This is a genomic window from Rubrobacter tropicus (assembly GCF_011492945.1).
In the GTDB taxonomy this organism is placed as follows: domain Bacteria; phylum Actinomycetota; class Rubrobacteria; order Rubrobacterales; family Rubrobacteraceae; genus Rubrobacter_D; species Rubrobacter_D tropicus.
The window spans coordinates 726,675-741,604 of sequence record NZ_CP045119.1 but is presented as its reverse complement, the minus strand read 5'-3'; the positions used below and the strand labels follow the sequence as shown (position 1 = coordinate 741,604).

19 protein-coding genes are annotated in these 14,930 nt (G+C 65.8%); 6 read left to right on the top strand and 13 right to left on the bottom strand.

Annotated elements, in window-relative coordinates; all coding sequences use genetic code 11:
• Positions 1–46: 46 nt before the first annotated feature.
• On the top strand, positions 47–982 hold the full coding sequence (locus tag GBA63_RS03500) for an acetamidase/formamidase family protein (RefSeq protein WP_166173533.1): 936 nt from the start codon (positions 47–49) through the stop codon (positions 980–982).
• A gap of 59 nt (positions 983–1,041) precedes the next feature.
• On the opposite strand, the gene GBA63_RS03495 is transcribed toward GBA63_RS03500, so the two are convergent.
• The 6 genes from GBA63_RS03495 to GBA63_RS03470 form a co-directional block, all read right to left on the bottom strand.
• Positions 1,042–1,503 (bottom strand): YeeE/YedE family protein, encoded by a 462-nt coding sequence (locus tag GBA63_RS03495; protein WP_166173531.1) that lies wholly within the window; start codon positions 1,501–1,503, stop codon positions 1,042–1,044.
• Complete coding sequence (locus tag GBA63_RS03490) at positions 1,500–1,919, bottom strand: YeeE/YedE family protein (protein WP_166173529.1); 420 nt, start codon at positions 1,917–1,919, stop codon at positions 1,500–1,502. The genes GBA63_RS03495 and GBA63_RS03490 overlap by 4 nt, the downstream gene beginning before the upstream one ends.
• Positions 1,920–2,095: 176 nt before the next feature.
• Positions 2,096–2,593: a DUF5946 family protein gene (locus GBA63_RS03485; protein ID WP_207957056.1), complete on the bottom strand. Its 498-nt coding sequence runs from the start codon at positions 2,591–2,593 to the stop codon at positions 2,096–2,098.
• Positions 2,590–3,012: a PIN domain-containing protein gene (locus GBA63_RS03480; protein WP_166173525.1), complete on the bottom strand. Its 423-nt coding sequence runs from the start codon at positions 3,010–3,012 to the stop codon at positions 2,590–2,592. The genes GBA63_RS03485 and GBA63_RS03480 overlap by 4 nt, the downstream gene beginning before the upstream one ends.
• Positions 3,013–3,020: 8 nt before the next feature.
• Entirely contained in the window at positions 3,021–3,251 is a 231-nt protein-coding gene (locus GBA63_RS24240) for a ribbon-helix-helix domain-containing protein (RefSeq protein ID WP_407690824.1), read from the bottom strand.
• Between the two features lie 38 nt (positions 3,252–3,289).
• Complete coding sequence (locus GBA63_RS03470) at positions 3,290–5,344, bottom strand: thioredoxin domain-containing protein (protein ID WP_166173521.1); 2,055 nt, start codon at positions 5,342–5,344, stop codon at positions 3,290–3,292.
• Positions 5,345–5,703: 359 nt separating this feature from the next.
• Here GBA63_RS03470 and GBA63_RS03465 point away from each other — a divergent pair, with 359 nt between their 5' ends.
• Complete coding sequence (locus GBA63_RS03465) at positions 5,704–5,862, top strand: hypothetical protein (RefSeq protein ID WP_166173519.1); 159 nt, start codon at positions 5,704–5,706, stop codon at positions 5,860–5,862.
• 96 nt (positions 5,863–5,958) lie between these two features.
• A complete protein-coding gene (locus GBA63_RS03460; RefSeq protein ID WP_166173517.1) occupies positions 5,959–6,972 on the top strand; it encodes a class I fructose-bisphosphate aldolase in 1,014 nt (337 codons plus the stop codon).
• 7 nt (positions 6,973–6,979) lie between these two features.
• On the opposite strand, the gene GBA63_RS03455 is transcribed toward GBA63_RS03460, so the two are convergent.
• The 7 genes from GBA63_RS03455 to GBA63_RS03425 all read right to left on the bottom strand — a co-directional run bounded on the left by GBA63_RS03455 (position 6,980) and on the right by GBA63_RS03425 (position 12,935).
• The gene (locus GBA63_RS03455; protein WP_166173514.1) at positions 6,980–7,348 is read right to left on the bottom strand and encodes a four helix bundle protein; all 369 of its coding nucleotides are present in this window, start codon (positions 7,346–7,348) and stop codon (positions 6,980–6,982) included.
• A gap of 58 nt (positions 7,349–7,406) precedes the next feature.
• Entirely contained in the window at positions 7,407–7,838 is a 432-nt protein-coding gene (locus GBA63_RS03450; protein ID WP_166173512.1) for a CHRD domain-containing protein, read from the bottom strand.
• A gap of 191 nt (positions 7,839–8,029) precedes the next feature.
• Positions 8,030–8,872 carry a sortase gene (locus tag GBA63_RS03445; RefSeq protein WP_166173510.1) on the bottom strand — a complete coding sequence of 281 codons (843 nt, stop codon included), beginning with the start codon at positions 8,870–8,872 and terminating at the stop codon, positions 8,030–8,032.
• Positions 8,873–8,908: 36 nt separating this feature from the next.
• Positions 8,909–9,835, bottom strand: coding sequence for a hypothetical protein (locus tag GBA63_RS03440; protein ID WP_166173508.1), 927 nt, complete (start codon positions 9,833–9,835; stop codon positions 8,909–8,911).
• Positions 9,836–10,031: 196 nt separating this feature from the next.
• Entirely contained in the window at positions 10,032–10,772 is a 741-nt protein-coding gene (locus tag GBA63_RS03435) for a sortase (RefSeq protein WP_166173506.1), read from the bottom strand.
• Positions 10,773–10,810: 38 nt separating this feature from the next.
• Positions 10,811–12,292, bottom strand: a complete 1,482-nt coding sequence (locus GBA63_RS03430) for a DUF11 domain-containing protein (RefSeq protein WP_207957054.1) — start codon at positions 12,290–12,292, stop codon at positions 10,811–10,813.
• Positions 12,293–12,602: 310 nt separating this feature from the next.
• Positions 12,603–12,935, bottom strand: a complete 333-nt coding sequence (locus tag GBA63_RS03425) for an STAS domain-containing protein (RefSeq protein ID WP_166173502.1) — start codon at positions 12,933–12,935, stop codon at positions 12,603–12,605.
• Positions 12,936–13,132: 197 nt separating this feature from the next.
• Between GBA63_RS03425 and GBA63_RS03420 the strand changes: the two genes are divergently transcribed.
• The 3 genes from GBA63_RS03420 to GBA63_RS03410 are packed head-to-tail and all read left to right on the top strand — an operon-like array spanning position 13,133 to position 14,877.
• Entirely contained in the window at positions 13,133–13,714 is a 582-nt protein-coding gene (locus GBA63_RS03420; RefSeq protein ID WP_166173500.1) for an RNA polymerase sigma factor, read from the top strand.
• Entirely contained in the window at positions 13,711–14,076 is a 366-nt protein-coding gene (locus GBA63_RS03415) for a hypothetical protein (protein ID WP_166173498.1), read from the top strand. Before GBA63_RS03420 ends, GBA63_RS03415 begins: the two co-directional genes overlap by 4 nt.
• Positions 14,077–14,877: a mechanosensitive ion channel family protein gene (locus tag GBA63_RS03410; RefSeq protein ID WP_166173496.1), complete on the top strand. Its 801-nt coding sequence runs from the start codon at positions 14,077–14,079 to the stop codon at positions 14,875–14,877. It begins immediately after the preceding gene.
• The last annotated feature ends 53 nt before the right edge of the window (positions 14,878–14,930 follow it).

The following is a 14,930-nucleotide window of genomic DNA, read 5'->3' as shown; positions in this document are numbered from 1 at the left end:
TTATGAGAAAGTACGTCCCAGGCCAAGCGAGACGAGGAGGACGCCCGTGGCGAGGACGCACTACTTTCCGGAGGACAGGGTCCATTACGTCTGGGACAACGAGCAGGAGCCGGTGCTGACCGTCGAGCCCGGGGACACGGTCGTCTACCGGACGCGGGAGGTCTCCGACGGGCAGGTAACGCCCGACTCGACGGCCGAGGACCTCGCGAACCTGGACTGGGAGAAGCTCTATCCGCTGGCCGGTCCCGTCGCGATGCGGGGCGCCGAGCCGGGCGACGTGCTGGCCGTCGAGGTTCTGGACATCCACACCGTGGGGTGGGGCTGGACGGCGATCCTGCCCGGCTTCGGCCTCCTGCCGGAGGACTTCCCGGACGCCTACTTGAAGATCTTCGACCTGACCAACGGCGACTACACGTTCTTCAAGGACGACGTTGTGATCCCGATAGAGCCCTTCTTCGGCACGATGGGCGTCTCCCCCACCGGCCCCGAAAAGCCTGTCATCATGCCGCCTGGACCGTTCGGCGGCAACATGGACACCAGGCACATCACGAAGGGCTCTGTCCTCTACCTGCCGGTGCAGCACGCGGGCGCCTTGTTCTCCTGCGGCGACGCCCACGCCGCCCAGGGCGACGGCGAGGTCTGCGTCACGGGCATCGAGTGCCCGATGTACGCGGCGCTTCGCTTCGACCTGGTGAAGGGCAAGAGCATCCCGGCCCCCCAGTTCCAGACGCCCGGCCCGCTGACGCCGCTCGTCGACGACGGCGGCTGGTACGCGACGATGGGCGTAAACCCGGACCTCATGCAGGCCACGAAAGACTCCGTCCGGGCGATGGTCGAGCACATAAGCACCACGTACGGGCTGGAGCCGGTCGAGGCCTACGCGCTGGCGAGCCTGGTGGTGGACCTCAAGATCTCCGAGGTCGTCGACGCCCCGAACTGGATCGTCTCCTCGTATCTACCGCTGGCGGTTTTCGGAAGCTAGATGCGTCCGAAAACCGCGTTGTTCAGCTTTCAGCCCGCTGCGGCCTTCGGCCTCCGCTCTCAGCCTTCGGCTTTTTTCCTTCGCTGATAGCTAAGGGCTGATTGCTGACAGCTCTGCAAAGCCATGCCCGCGACCATGGCTGCTACGAAGACGAGCACGGGGGTCAGGCCCGTGGCGAGGGCGGCGACGGCGGGGCCGGGGCAGAAGCCGACCATGCCCCAGCCCACGCCGAAGAGGGCCGCGCCGGAGATCAGGCGCCCGTCCACGGCCGTCCGGTCGGGTAGCGCGAAGCTGCGGTCGAACACGGGGCGCCCGCGGCCGAGGATCAGGCGAAAAGCCGGAACGGTCACGAGGAGCGCCCCGCCCATGACGAAGGCGAGCGTGGGATCCCAGTCTCCCGCGACGTCGAGGAAGCCTATGACTTTCGCGGGGTTCATCATGCCGGAGACGGCGAGCCCGAGGCCGAAGATCGCCCCCGAGACCAGCGCGCCGAACGACCGCAGAACGCCTGAGCGGCTCACAGGACGTGGCTTCCGACGAAGACGGTGAGCATCGCGACGCCGAAGAAGACGGCCGTGGCGACCACGGAGCGTCTGGAGGACCTGGCGAGCCCGCAGAGGCCGTGGCCGCTGGTGCAGCCCGAGCCGAGCCTGGTGCCGAAGCCGACCAGAAGACCCCCGACCACGAGCACGGGCAGGGAGGCCGTGACCTCGACGGCGTCGGCGCCGCCGGCCACCAGCACGTAGGCGAGGGCGCCGAGCACCAGGCCGGCGACGAAGGCCCAGCGCCACCACCCGTCGCGCGCCCCGCCCGGCACCAGGCCGCCCACGATGCCGCTGATCCCGGCCAGCCTGCCGTTGAGCCACAGCAAGAGCGCCACGGCGAGCCCTATGAGCAAACCACCCAAAAGCCCGCTTACGGGCGTGAAATCTTCCATCTCTGCCTCCGCTCTGGCGATTTGCTGTAAGCAAAGCGCGCTGTCAGCTTTCAGCCCGCTACGGCTTCGCCGCAGCTTTCAGCGGTCAGCTTTTTCTTCTGATAGCCGGTCTCCCGGCGACAGGCGCCGGGTAAGAATACGACCCGGCCCGTAAAGTGGCAACCGAATCGGCAGTATTATCCACCCGCCCACCGGCGTACCGTCTCGTGGTGCGGGGACCAGGCCTCCCACACGGACCGGGCCCACGCGCGCACCCGCTCCGCGTGGTCGTCAGGATTCCCGGCCTCGCTAACGTGGAGCACCGTGAGATCCCCGAGGTGGTCAGGCGGGTCGAGCCAGACGAAGTCCTTTTTGAGGCGGGATGATATGTGCAACATGGCGGCGTTCGCGTGGTCGTGGGGCAGGCCGCGTTCGAGTTGGAGGTGCAGCCGGATCAGGTGCACCCCCACGGACCCTACCGCCTGCGGAGAGGGCGTCCCGGGGTGCTGCGCCGCGTAGGCATCCACGGTCAGCCGGTGGACGGGCGCGAATCGCGAGTAGTCCTCGTATTCCCTCCCCAGCACCTCCCCGTATATCTCCCAGCATCCGGGCGAGGCGCCGATGTAGCGGTGCGTCGGCCCGCCGATATCCGGCACGAGCGCCCCGCACCCGACGCACGGTCGAGCCCCTTTCATCCGTCAGCCGGGAGGATAGTGAAGCTCCCGCCCTGCAGGGGCGTCACGGCCCGGAATGCGCGTTCGTCAAACGTGACGATTCGCCTGGTGTCGTAACGTTTCGCCAGGACCACCAGCGACACGTCGGCCAGTCCCAACTCCAGGTCCCTATAACGACGCGCCAGACCGCGTGCCACATCGAGATCACCGCGCGTCAGAGCTTCGAGGATGAATGTTCCCTCGGCCAGATCGTCCAGAGAGGCAAGCTCGACATCGAAACCTAAACGGTTCAAGATCAGGTAATCGGCTTCTGCGACGGCGATTCCCGAAGTCACCAGCGGCCCACGCTCTTCTTTGAGAACCTCGGCCACAGCCTCGTGCGCCGGATCGGCCCGGTCTGCCTGCGCGTAGAGCCCGCCGGCATCCACTATGAGGGCCACAACTCCTTCTACCGGCGCCCGCGCGTCTTCTCACGCACGGCATCCGCGCCCCAGCGGGGCCTAGTCTCACCGCTCCCCGCGCCCTTGCCCATGCTGTGAAAAGTCCGCTCCGTACCTTCCCGCAAAAGCCGGCGGACACCCTCACGGATCAACTCCGCCTGTGACTCACCGCTCTCGGCCGCGAGCCGACGAAGCCCTTCCGCCTCTTCATCCTCCAAATATACTGTCGTCTTGCGCATACCATATGTATGGTACTACCAGCCAAGATATCGCGCGGCTAATGGGTCTCGAGTTGTTTTCTTAGCTCTTCCGGGTCCGTGGTGGGGGCCTGGCAGGCGTAGCCCTCGCAGACGTAGGCCGTCGCCTTGCCGTCGCGGGTTGGGCGCTGGGCCAACAGTGGGATCAGGCCGGCCGACTCCGCGTCCTCCTCCGCCCGGCCGGCCACAACCTTGTTCGGCAGGTAGCGGGAGTAGACGACGTCGAGCAGCGCCCTCGTGTCGGCGGCGTCGGGGTCGCCTATGATCGCGACCTCGCGGGTCCCCGAGGCGGAGAAGTCGAGGGCGGCGAGCAGGCGCCCGAAGGCCGACGGGATCTTCTCCATCCCCCCTCCCATCTCGTCGAGCACCTCCTCGGCCCGCTGCCTGTAGTCGTTCCGGTCGAGCAGGAGCGCGAGCCTCAGCAAGACCTCGACGGCCACGGAGTTTCCCGACGGTGTGGCGTTGTCGTAGACGTCGCGCGGGCGGGTTACGAGCTCCTCGTGGTCGGCGGGGGTGTCGTAGAAGGACCGCCTCTCCTCGTCCCAGAAGAGCTCGTTCATCGCGCCGCAGAGCACGTCGGCCTCGACGAGCCAGCGCGTCTCGAAGGTCGCCTCGTACAGCGCCACGAGCCCGTCCGCGACCATCGCGTAGTCCTCCAGGTAGCCGTTGAACCGCGCCCGCCCGTCCTTGTAGGAGCGGTGGATGCGACCGTCAGTTTTCATGTTCCCGATCAGGAACGCCGCGTTCTTCCTTGCGGCTTCGAGGTAGTCGTCCCGGCCCGTAACGCGGGCCGCCAGGGCGAAGGAGCGGAGCATGAGCCCGTTCCACGCCGCGAGCACCTTCTCGTCCCGGCCCGGCCTCACCCTTTCGTCGCGGGCCGCCAGGAGCCTCGACCGGATCCCGACTATACGGTCCCACAACGCCCCCGGCGCCAGACCGAACTCGTCGGCCACGGCCTCCAAAGGACGCGGCACGTTGAGGATGTTCTTGCCCTCGAAGTTGCCCCGCTCGGTCACGTCCCAGTACCGGATCGCGAGCCTCGCGTCCTCCGGGCCGAGAACTTCCTCTATCTCCCGCGGCGTCCAGACGTAGAACTTGCCCTCCTCGCCCTCGGAGTCCGCGTCCTCGGCGGAGTAGAAGCCGCCCTCCGGGCTCGTCATGTCGCGCAGGACGTAGTCGAGGGTCTCCTCGGCGACGCGGCGGTAGAAGGGGTCGCCCGTGGCCTGGTGGGCTTCGAGGTAGATCCTGGACAAGAGCGCGTTGTCGTAGAGCATCTTCTCGAAGTGCGGGACGAGCCAGTACGCGTCGACGGAGTAGCGGGCGAAGCCCCCGCCGAGGTGGTCGTAGATCCCGCCGTCGGCCATCCGGCGCAGGGTCGTCTCCACGGCCGCCAAAGCGCCCCGGTCTCCTGTCCTGTGGTGGTGGCGCAGCAGCACCTCCAGGTTCATCGGCTGGGGGAACTTGGGCGCCCCGCCGAACCCGCCGAATCGGTCGTCGTGCTGGTCGAGCAGGGCGGCGCCCGCGCCCGCCAGCACCTCGGCCCCCGCCGCCTCCGCCTTCGGCATGGCGGCGCCCGTCGAGGCCTGGAGGTAGTCGCGGACGGAGCCCGCGCTCTGAAGGACTTCCTCGCGGCGGTTCTCGTAGGCGTCGGCGAGGGTCAGGAGGAGTTGCTGGAAGGACGGGAGGCCGCCCCGCGGGACGGGCGGGAAGTACGTGCCGCCGTAGAACGGGGCACCGTCGGGCGTCATGAAGACCGTCATCGGCCAGCCGCCGCTGCGGGTCAGGGCCTGGACGGCGGACATGTAGATCGAGTCGATGTCGGGCCGCTCCTCGCGGTCGACCTTTATGTTCACGAAGTGCTCGTTCATCATGCGCGCCGTCTGCTCGTCCTCGAACGACTCGCGCTCCATGACGTGGCACCAGTGGCAGGCCGAGTAGCCCACGGAGAGCAGGATCGGCCTGTCCTCCTCGCGCGCCCGCGCCAGGGCCTCCTCGCCCCACGGATACCAGTCCACGGGGTTGTCCTTGTGCTGCAGGAGGTAGGGGCTCGTCTCCCCGGCCAGTCGGTTCGGCATGTGTCTGCTCTCCTAAGGGTCTACTGCCCGCATTCGTACCACACGCGGGGCGTCGCGTAACCGTCGGGAGGTATCTGGCTTCAGGTATCGGGCCTCAGGCGCCGTCTTCGGACTGCGGCGTCGCGCCCCCGTTCATCACCTCATCGACGAACCGGCGGACACGCTTTTGCTCTCCTCTGCGGACACGGCGCCTCCTCTCCTATCGTTGCCCGCGTTCCTAACGGCCGCCACGAGCCGCCTATCGGAGCCCGCGCGGAACCCTCCCGAGGTGGCGCGCGTGAAAAGGGTGTCAAAGGGTTTAGCGGGCGCGGGGGCGGGTAGTAGTTTCGGTAGGGAAAGCTAGCGAGGAGGTGGCAGCCGTGTGCTACTCCCACAGGGACCACGAAGCCCGGGAAGCCCAGGAAGAGGCCCGCAGGCGGGCGAAGCGGGAGCGAGAGGAGCGCAGGCGCCGAAAAGGAGAGGCGAGGGAGGCCGTCAGGCGCGTGCCGGAGAAAGAACGCGAGCTGGTAAGGACCTAGCAAGGGACCTCGCCAGAACGCCATAGCGATGGGGCCCCGGGCCGCGGCCCGGGGCCCCGTTCTATACGTGGGATTCAAGACGGGGAGAGGAGCCGGATGAACGTTCAGACGCTCGAAGGGACCGCCAGGGAGCTCGTGGCGCCGGGGCAGGGCATACTCGCCGCGGACGAGAGCATGGGGACCATAGGCAAGCGGTTCGAGGCCGTCGGGATAGAGACGGGCGAGGAGAGCCGGCGGGCCTACAGGGAGATGTTGTTTACGACGGAGGGGATCGGGGAGTTTCTCTCGGGCGTGATCCTTTTCGAGGAGACCCTGAACCAGGAGGCGTCCGACGGCAGGCCGCTGCCGCAGGTGCTTCTGGACCACGGCATCATCCCCGGCATAAAGGTGGACAAGAGCACCGTCTCGATGCCCCTCTCCCCAGACGAGAAGTTCACCCAGGGCCTCGACGGCCTGGGCGAGAGGCTCCCCGAGTACAGGGAGATGGGGGCGCGCTTCACCAAGTGGCGGGCCGTCATCACCATCGGGGACGGGATCCCGTCGCGGGGCTGCATCGAGGCCAACGCCCGCTCGCTCGCCCTGTACGCGGCCTTCTGCCAGGACCACGACCTCGTCCCGATAGTCGAGCCGGAGGTCCTCATAGACGGCGACCACTCCATCGAGCAGTGCTACGAGGCGACCGAGTGGACCCTCCACGCCACCTTCCAGGCCCTCTACGAGCAGAACGTCGAGTTCTCCGGGATGCTCCTGAAGCCGAACATGGTCATCTCGGGCAAGGAGGCCGAACGCCAGGCCGGCGTGGAGGAGGTCGCCAGGGCCACCGTCGAGTGCCTGCGCCGGTGCGTGCCCGCCGCCGTGCCCGGCATCGTCTTCCTCTCAGGCGGCCAGAGCACCACCCAGGCCACGGCCCACCTCAACGCCATGAACTCCATGTACGACGGTCTGCCCTGGGAGCTCTCCTTCTCCTACGCGCGGGCGCTGCAAGAACCGCCCATGGAGATCTGGAAAGGCCAGACCGGCAACGTCGAAGAGGCACAAAAAGCGTTCTACCACCGTTTGAAGATGAACGGTGCGGCGAGGAGCGGCAGCTATTCGGAATCGATGGAGTAGAGAGCTTTCAGCTTTTCTGCGGCGGGGCTTTGAGGCGCTTTACGAAGGTTGTGAGCATGCGCTTTATTTCCACCGTAGCGTCCGCCAGACGTTCGTGTTGCTGTGGTCCGAGCAGGTGGAGGTCGCGGGCCAACAGCAGGTGGTATTCGAGCTCGCCGGCGGAGCCTGCGGCCATTTTCAGGAAGCGGGCCAGTTCGGCGTCTCCATTTCTTCCACAACCCTCGGCAATATTTGCCGCTATGGAAGAGCAAGAGCGCCGAATCTGACTCGTCAATCCGTATAGCTCATCCCGCGGAAACCCGGCCGCGGCCGCATAGACCTCGAGGGTCAACACGTGACCTTTCCGCCAGACTTCCAGGCCCCGAAAATCTTTCACGCACCAATGCTCGGCTCCAGGGCTAAAAAGCTGAAAGCTGACCGCTGAAAGCTAACAGCTACTGGTGCAATTGTCCCCTGATCGCGCCGTCCGGGAAACGCTTGTTGTGGACGTTGACGTAGTAATGCGTCGGGTTGTTCCTGAGGTCGCGGCTCAGGGCGCGGCTGATCTTCTCGCACCCGCTTGAGAAGCCGTTCCTCGGCGGCCTGAGCTCGACGACTATGTCGCCTGCCACCCCGCGACGCCCCTCGTGTATGTGGGCCGCCTGGGGACGCTTGATGTTGTCCGAACGGAGCACGTAGCAGACCCTGGCCCGGTTCACTATGAGCTTCGCGTCCCCCCTACCGTTCCGGTCGCCCGGCCCCGGCACCTCCTGCTCCCCCGTCAGGGTTGCCTCGAGCGTCACGACCGGCGCCGCGAGTACCGGACCGGCCAGCATCATCGCCGCCACCACAGCCGCCGCCACGGCGACCGATAACCTCTTCCCCACGACCAATCTCCTTTCCGCGGCCCCGAAAGCGGGGCGTTCCCTGTGGCCCACGATACAACGGTATCAACCCGCGATATATACGCAAAATGAACTAGCCGATCTTCACGGTGCGACCAGAGGAAGCCCCGAAGCGAGCAAGTCGGCCAGCTCGAAGCGAAGCCGGAGCGGCCGGAAGGGTCGAAAGCGTTGGGCTATTGGCGATCAGCGCGGACGATGAGCCTCTTCGAGAAGCCGGGGCCGGTGCAGGTCTGCAAGGTCACCATGTCCCTGTTCCTGACCTGCCCCATCGCCCACGAGTCGCCCGGGTCCGCCTCGAAGCTCTCGCTGACCTCGTAGCGGTACTTCTTGCCGTCCCTGTCCTTCAGCAGGATCTCGTCCCCGCTGCCGAGCTCTCCCAACCGGTAGAAGATCAGGTGGCTTGCGGTGCCCGGGAAGCCGAGCTTGTGCCCCGCCAAATAGACGTTTCGTTGGGGCTCGTCGGTCCACGGCATCGATGTCTCCGGGTGGTGGCCGACGCCGCTCGCGAGGGCCCGCTCCGCGACCGAGTCGAACACCGGGACGTCGTGGATGCCGAGGGCCTTGACCGTGAGGCCGAGGACGGCGCCGTCCGGCAGGTCGTAGTGGCGTTCCCTGTGGGCCGAGGCGACGTCCTCTGCCGTGGGCTTGGGCGGCTCGGCCTGGACGTCCGGCAGCGGCTCAGGATCGGCCTCCGGTCTAGGGTCTGGAGTCTCGTCGGGCCGCGGCTCGCGGTCGGGAGGCGGCACAGGCTCGGGTTTCGGCGACGGGTCTGGCTCCGGGGGCGGTGCGGGTTTCGGTTCCGGCTTTGGTTCTTCGGGTTCTGGGAGGTCTACGACTCTCTCTTTCTGCGGCTCCACGCCGGGGTTCGAACGTTTCAGGGGCTCGGCCTCGCGTTGCGTCGCCGACTTCACCGCGGCCGCGGGCTCCGGTGTTCCGCCGAGGAGCGCGAACGCCGCGACCGCGACCGCGCATACGAGGGCGAAAACCATCGCGGTGATGCCCGTCCTCAGGTGCAATCGCGCGTCCTTTCGCCGCCCGTCCCGGTCTACCGGCTACCGTTCCCTTCGGGCTCCGCGAACCACGGAAACCCCGGCAACGACCGATACGGCACCGAGAACCGCGAGGCTCAACAACGAGAGTCCACCCGTGTCGGGCAGTTGCCCGTCCGCCGCGGTGTCCTGGATCACTTCCTGTTCCAGGCACACCTCGACCTTCTTGCGAACTTCGACGTCCGAGAAGAGAGACCGGTCACCATACTGGCCGGTCTCTTCCTCCCGAAACCGCCGGAGCAACTCGTCGCACTCCAGGTCTTCGAGGGTGTTGGTGTTTCCCGAATTGCCGTCGCCATTGCCACCGCTCCCGCCGCCGTCGTCAGCGGCGTCGCCGCGTCTGCACGTAATGCCCGAAGAACTGAAGATTTCATTGCGGCCCCCCTCGTTGAGACTCGGTACGTTCGAACCCACAAGATCGCCGCCCGAAGGACCCGTTATCCTCAACTCGTTGGTGTCTTTCGCCACGAAGAAGTTGTTGCTGCCGTTGGTTATACGAACAGCCCTGTCATTCTCACCGCGCAAGACCACGACCGCGTCCGAATCCACTTCAAGCTCTTTGCAGTCGGATACCGTGATCGGGCCGATGACGTTCGCCCTATCGGAGTCGTCGCCCGTGTTGCGGACTTGCACCATCATGCCCGCGAGCAGGTCCCGCGCCCGGTCCGAGCTCTGGGCGCTCTGGATCACGGTCTGTTGTCCGTTGGAGTCCTGCTTTTGCGTGACCGTCAGCGATTGGGAGCTGGAGCCTTGCACCCTGGTGACGGTCCCATCCTTCTCGACCGTTCCGGCGTCTTCTTCGCCCCCGGCCTCCTGGGCGTTCGCGGGGATCGCGAGCATGGCCAGCAAGATCAGGCCCACAAAGAACGCCGCGACCGTCACGCTCGACCGGCGGCCCGTCGAGATCAGCGCCAGAATCCTATGCTGCATACCTATCCTCTCCCCGAGCCGTCTCACCTATCAGGCGTCCCGTACACTCACTGACTAACACGTCACCGAAACCGCGCCTGCATCCATCCGACGCATTCTCCCCACTTCCCATTGTCACGCGAACTACATAAAGAACTATGCCCTATCAGGCGGCGCAGCGCCACTTTTCAGCTCGACCTCGGGACCGATAGCCCCTCTAGACCCGGTCCGCGCGGACGATGAGGCGCTTGGAGAAGCCGGGGCCTGTGCAGGTCTGAAGCGTGAGCATGTCCCTGTTCCTGACCTGCCCCATCGCCCACGAGTCGCCCGGGTCCGCCTCGAAGCTCTCGCTGACCTCGTAGCGGTACTTCCTGCCGTCCCTGTCTTTCAGAACGACCTCGTCCCCGCTGCCGAGCTCGCCCAGGCGGTAGAAGATCAGGTGGCTTGCGGTGCCCGGGAACCCCAGCTTGTGGCCCGCCAGGTAAACGTTGCGCTGCGGGGCTTCCGTCCACGGCATCGAGGTCTCGGGGTGGTGGCCCACGCCTTTCGCCAGCGCACGCTCGCCGACCGAGTCGAAGACGGGGGCGTCGTGGATGCCGAGCGCTTTGACCGTAAGTCCGAGCACGGCCCCGTCCGGCAGGTCGTAGTGGCGTTCCCTGTGGGCCGAGGCCACGTCCTCGGCCGTGGGCTTCGGCGGCTCGCCTTCGACGTCCGGCAGAGGCTCTGGTTCGGTCTGGTCCTTTGGCGCGGCTTCGGGTTCTTCTGAAGTTTGTGCGGCTACCTGCTTTTCGCGTTGCGGCTGGCCCGCGGGGTCCGCGCGTTCGAGAGGCTCGGCGGGTTGCCGCTCGGCGGATCTGGCCGCGACGCTCCTGGGTGGTTCCTGCGTGGCGACCGCGATCACCACTCCCGTCAACGCCGCCGCGAGAGCCATCATCACGAAGCCTAGCTTGAGGAGCATCCGCTCTCCGCTCTAAAGGTCGCCCGGAACAGGGCTTTTTACGGCTTCCGTCTCACCGCTGCCACGACCACGGCGGTCCCGGTCAGCAGAAGGGCTGCAAAACCCGCCAGGACGGAGATGGGCAAGCCGCCCGTCTCGGGGAGGTTGTCGTCGTCCGGGATCGAGCTGTCTATGACATCGTCTTTGGGATCATTCGACGACGAAGCGACATCCGGGTCCAGGGTCTCGGGGTCCGTGCATGCTTCGGCGCCACGGTCGATCTCGAACTGGACGGCGAAACCCTGCTCCTCGGGGAGTATCTCGACGTCGTAGGTTGCGCCGACCTCCGTTTCCACCTGGAGGACGCCCCGCTTCTTGCCGTCTATCGTCTCGTCCAGGATCGCCTCTCCCCCATCCTGGGGGGTCACCGTGATCCCCAACGAGCCGTCCTCCGAGCTGGTGGCGTAGACGATCCGCAACGGCAACGGCTCGTTGAAGGTGTTAGTGAAAGTCAGGCTGCTGTTCTCCGTGCCGGAGATTACCCCGATGGGCTCCTCGGTATCCAGGTTCACCACCGGCGAACACTGCTCTCCCTGGGGCAAATCGTTACCGGGAGCACCAGGATCTCCCGGGTCACCAGGATCACCGGGGTCTCCCGGATCATTAGGGTCGTCCGGTTCGTCGCTACCCCTCACAGTAGTCGTTTCCGTATCCGAGTCGATGGAGTTACGAATACCATTGACAAAGACGTCGGCCCGGTTTCGTATAGTGCCAGCCCTCTCCGCCTCTACCAGAATCCTGACTACACCACGCTCGCCCGCCCCAAGTCTACCGTCGCACTGTATGGCGCCGGCGGTCTCCGTACAGGAGAAGTTAGGGTCCGAGGAAGTGAACCTGAGGAAGTCCACGTCATCCACCGGTAGATCGTCCGTGATGGATATGCCGGAGACCGATACTTCACTCCGATTCTGCACCCTGAGAGTGTATTCAAGCAGGCCTTCCCGACTGACCGGGTCCGGGTCGTCCAACTTTTCAATCACGAGGTTGGGTACGACCCTGGTGGTTACCTCGTTCGAGGTTGCACCAGAATCATCATTTGTAGCCTTTGCCCTCGCTTGGTTCTCAATCACCCCGGGGTTCATTTGCGGTGATCTAACCGTCAGGGTTATATCTCGGCTCGGTCCTCCGGGCGCCAGGGTCAGAATGGTGCAGGTTACGGTGTTTTCATCGGCGGGGGCGCCTGCGAGTTTGCAGTTGGCTCCTTCAGATCTAACGAATGTTACGCCATCCGGCAGATCATCCGTGACCGTGACCATGTCAGCTGCAGCCGCGTCCGCAGCATTGGACACCGTCAGGACGTAGTCGAAGTTCTGCCCCAGCTTTACCTCATCAGGGCCGCTCTTGGTTATCCGGAGGTTGGCACCGTTGTCCTGCGCCCAAGCCGGTGAAGCCCCTAGCAACGCAAGCGTCATCAAGGCCGCCGCGAGCGTCGCGAAGAATGCGTTTGACTTGCCTGCGTCCCGGAGCTTCGTCCCACCCAAGATAGACCTCACGTATCCCCGTCTCCTTCCGCGCCCGAAAGCGCCGGTACGCTCCGGTCACCCGTCGGCGGCTCCATCCCGCTATTCCTCCCTCGCGCCCGAAGGTCTACAGATCAGGCACTTGCCATGCCCGAGACCTCCGTGCTAACTGCAATCCTACATGGTTTGACAGTTTAGTACCACGTTCGCGGGCAGGCTTTGTGGGCGCTTTTCGGTTTTTCGTGGCCGGGGAGCGGTATCGCCGGGTGGACGATCGGGAACGGAGAGACGCTCTTCCTGATGCCTGAAACCCGAAGCCTGTAACCTTGCTTCAGGCCTCCGAGAAGATGTGCTCCCCGCGGTCGGGCCCGTTCCAGGCGCGGGCCGCGTCCTTCATGCCGAGGGCCTGGATGCTGGCGAGAACGTTGGGCGAGGGGTTCCGGAAGACGAGTTGGTGGGTCTGGATCAGGGACCGCACCACGAGCTCGCGGGTGGATTGGAGGTCGAGGAAGGTGATCCCGGACAGGTCGACCACGACCGGCCCGCCGAACGCGGAGGCGTCGTCGAGCGCCTCGCGCAGGCGCGGCAGGGAGAACGCGTCGAACTCCCCCCACATGCCTACCCTCGTCTCCGAGCCGTTCCCTTCAACCTGGACGCCGAACATGGGCTTTCCCCTCTCGAACGATTCCCGACCGCAGAACTTAAGACCCGCGCCGGGGCCGAAAAGTTACGGGAAACGAGGGATTCTTTCGGAGATCCCCCGGCGCATCTCGCGGGAGATAATGGTTTGTTATCGTACCGGGTTATGGGACCGTACACGGGGCTGCCCGTATCCGACAGGCGTTCGGGAGGGTCACAGTAGTGAGTGCCGAGGATCGGAAACTCGCCCTGCGCGCAGCCAGGGGGGACGTAGGAGCCTTCAGCGCGCTGGTCCAGGAGCATTCCGGCCTCGTATACAGGGTGTCGCTTCGCGTGCTCGGGGCGCGCGACGCCCAGGATGCTAGCCAGGAGGTCTGGATCAGGGTCTGGCGCAACATAAAGAACTTCAGGGGAGACAGCGCCTTTACTACCTGGCTGTACAGGATAACCATGAACACCTGCCTGAGCGCCCGCCAGAAGGAGGCCCGCCGCGACGAGCGCCACTACGAGGGCGAGGTCCCTTTCCTGGCCGAACCCCCCGGCGGCGACGCCGACCCGGAGTTCTCGGCCCTGAACTCCGAGCGCCGCGACGAGATAGAGGCGGCCCTCGAACACGTCAGGGCCGACCACAGGGCGGCCCTGGTGTTGCGCCACATGGAGGGCCTCTCCTACGCCGAGATAGCCGAGGTGCTCGACGTCCCCGACGGCACCGCGAAGGGATGGGTGAGCAGGGGCCGCGCCGCCATGCTCGTCGCCCTCTCCAAAGAGAACGGCAACCACAGGACCGAAGGTACGGGCCCGTGATGCGCTCGGCCGAACAGGAGCGCTGGGAGGTGCTGGAGAAGATCGGGGCCTACGCCGCCGGCGAACTCGGGGGCGAGGAGGCCCGCGAGGCGGAGCGGCTGATCTTCGAGCGGGCCGACTACAGGCGCCTGGCCGAGTCCTACGCCAGGATGCTCGTCATGCTAGACACTTTAGGCAACGAACCCGTCGAGGCTCCCGAGGTCGTCATAAGCTTCGTCATCAGGCGGGCCTACGTCTCGGCCTTCATGCAGAGCGCCGAGGTCCTCCTGGCCTCGCTGGGCCGTTCATACCTCGACGCGTTCGTCTATTATCTGGGGCTGCGCCCCAAGACGGCGGGCCAGGGTTACGGAGGAGGGATCTAGTTGTCACAAGCCGCAAACGACCTGTTCGGCACGTTGGCCGAGTTCGTCCCGAGGCTCGTCGGCGCCGTCGTGGTGCTGCTGGCCGCGCTGGTCGCCGCCCTGCTCCTCCAGCGCCTCCTTGCCCGCTTTCTCGAAGGCCTCGGCCTCGACGACCTCTTCGACAGGACGGGTGCTGCCAACTCCCTCTGGCAACTCGGCTACGAGGGAGGCCCCTCGCGCCTGCTAGGCATAGTCCTCTTCTGGGGCGTGATGCTCACGGGCGTCGCCGGTTCCTTGAGCGTCCTCGGCCTCTCCTCCCTGGAGAGCACGATGGACCAGGTTGTAAACCTCTCGGGCCGCGCCCTCGTGGCCCTCGTCATCCTCATAGCCGGCATCATGAGCGCCGGCTGGCTGGCCGAGCTCGTGGCCCGCGAGGCCGAACGCTCCGGCCTGCGCGGCCACAACACCTTCCGCCGCGTGGTCTTCACCACCATAGTCGCCGTAACGGCCCTCATAGCCGCCAGCCAACTCGGCCTCGAAACCTACGTGATAGTCCTCCTCGCCGTCGTCATCCTCGCGACCATAGGCCTCGTCACGGCCCTCGCCCTCGGCCAGGGCCTCGCGCTCCTCTCGGGCAACATAGCCGCGGGCCGCTACGTCCAGGACGGCACCGAAGTCGGCGACGTCATCTCCGTACTGGACGTAGAAGGAACCGTAGAAGAACTGGGCTACGCCTCCATAGCCATCCGCTCCGAAGACGGAACCCTCCACCGCATCCCGAACCGCACCCTGCTTGAAAACGTGGTACGCAAGAGAAACTGAGGGTCCCCAGCTGTCAGCGGTCAGCTCTCGGCTTTTTGCCGTTCGGGGCGATA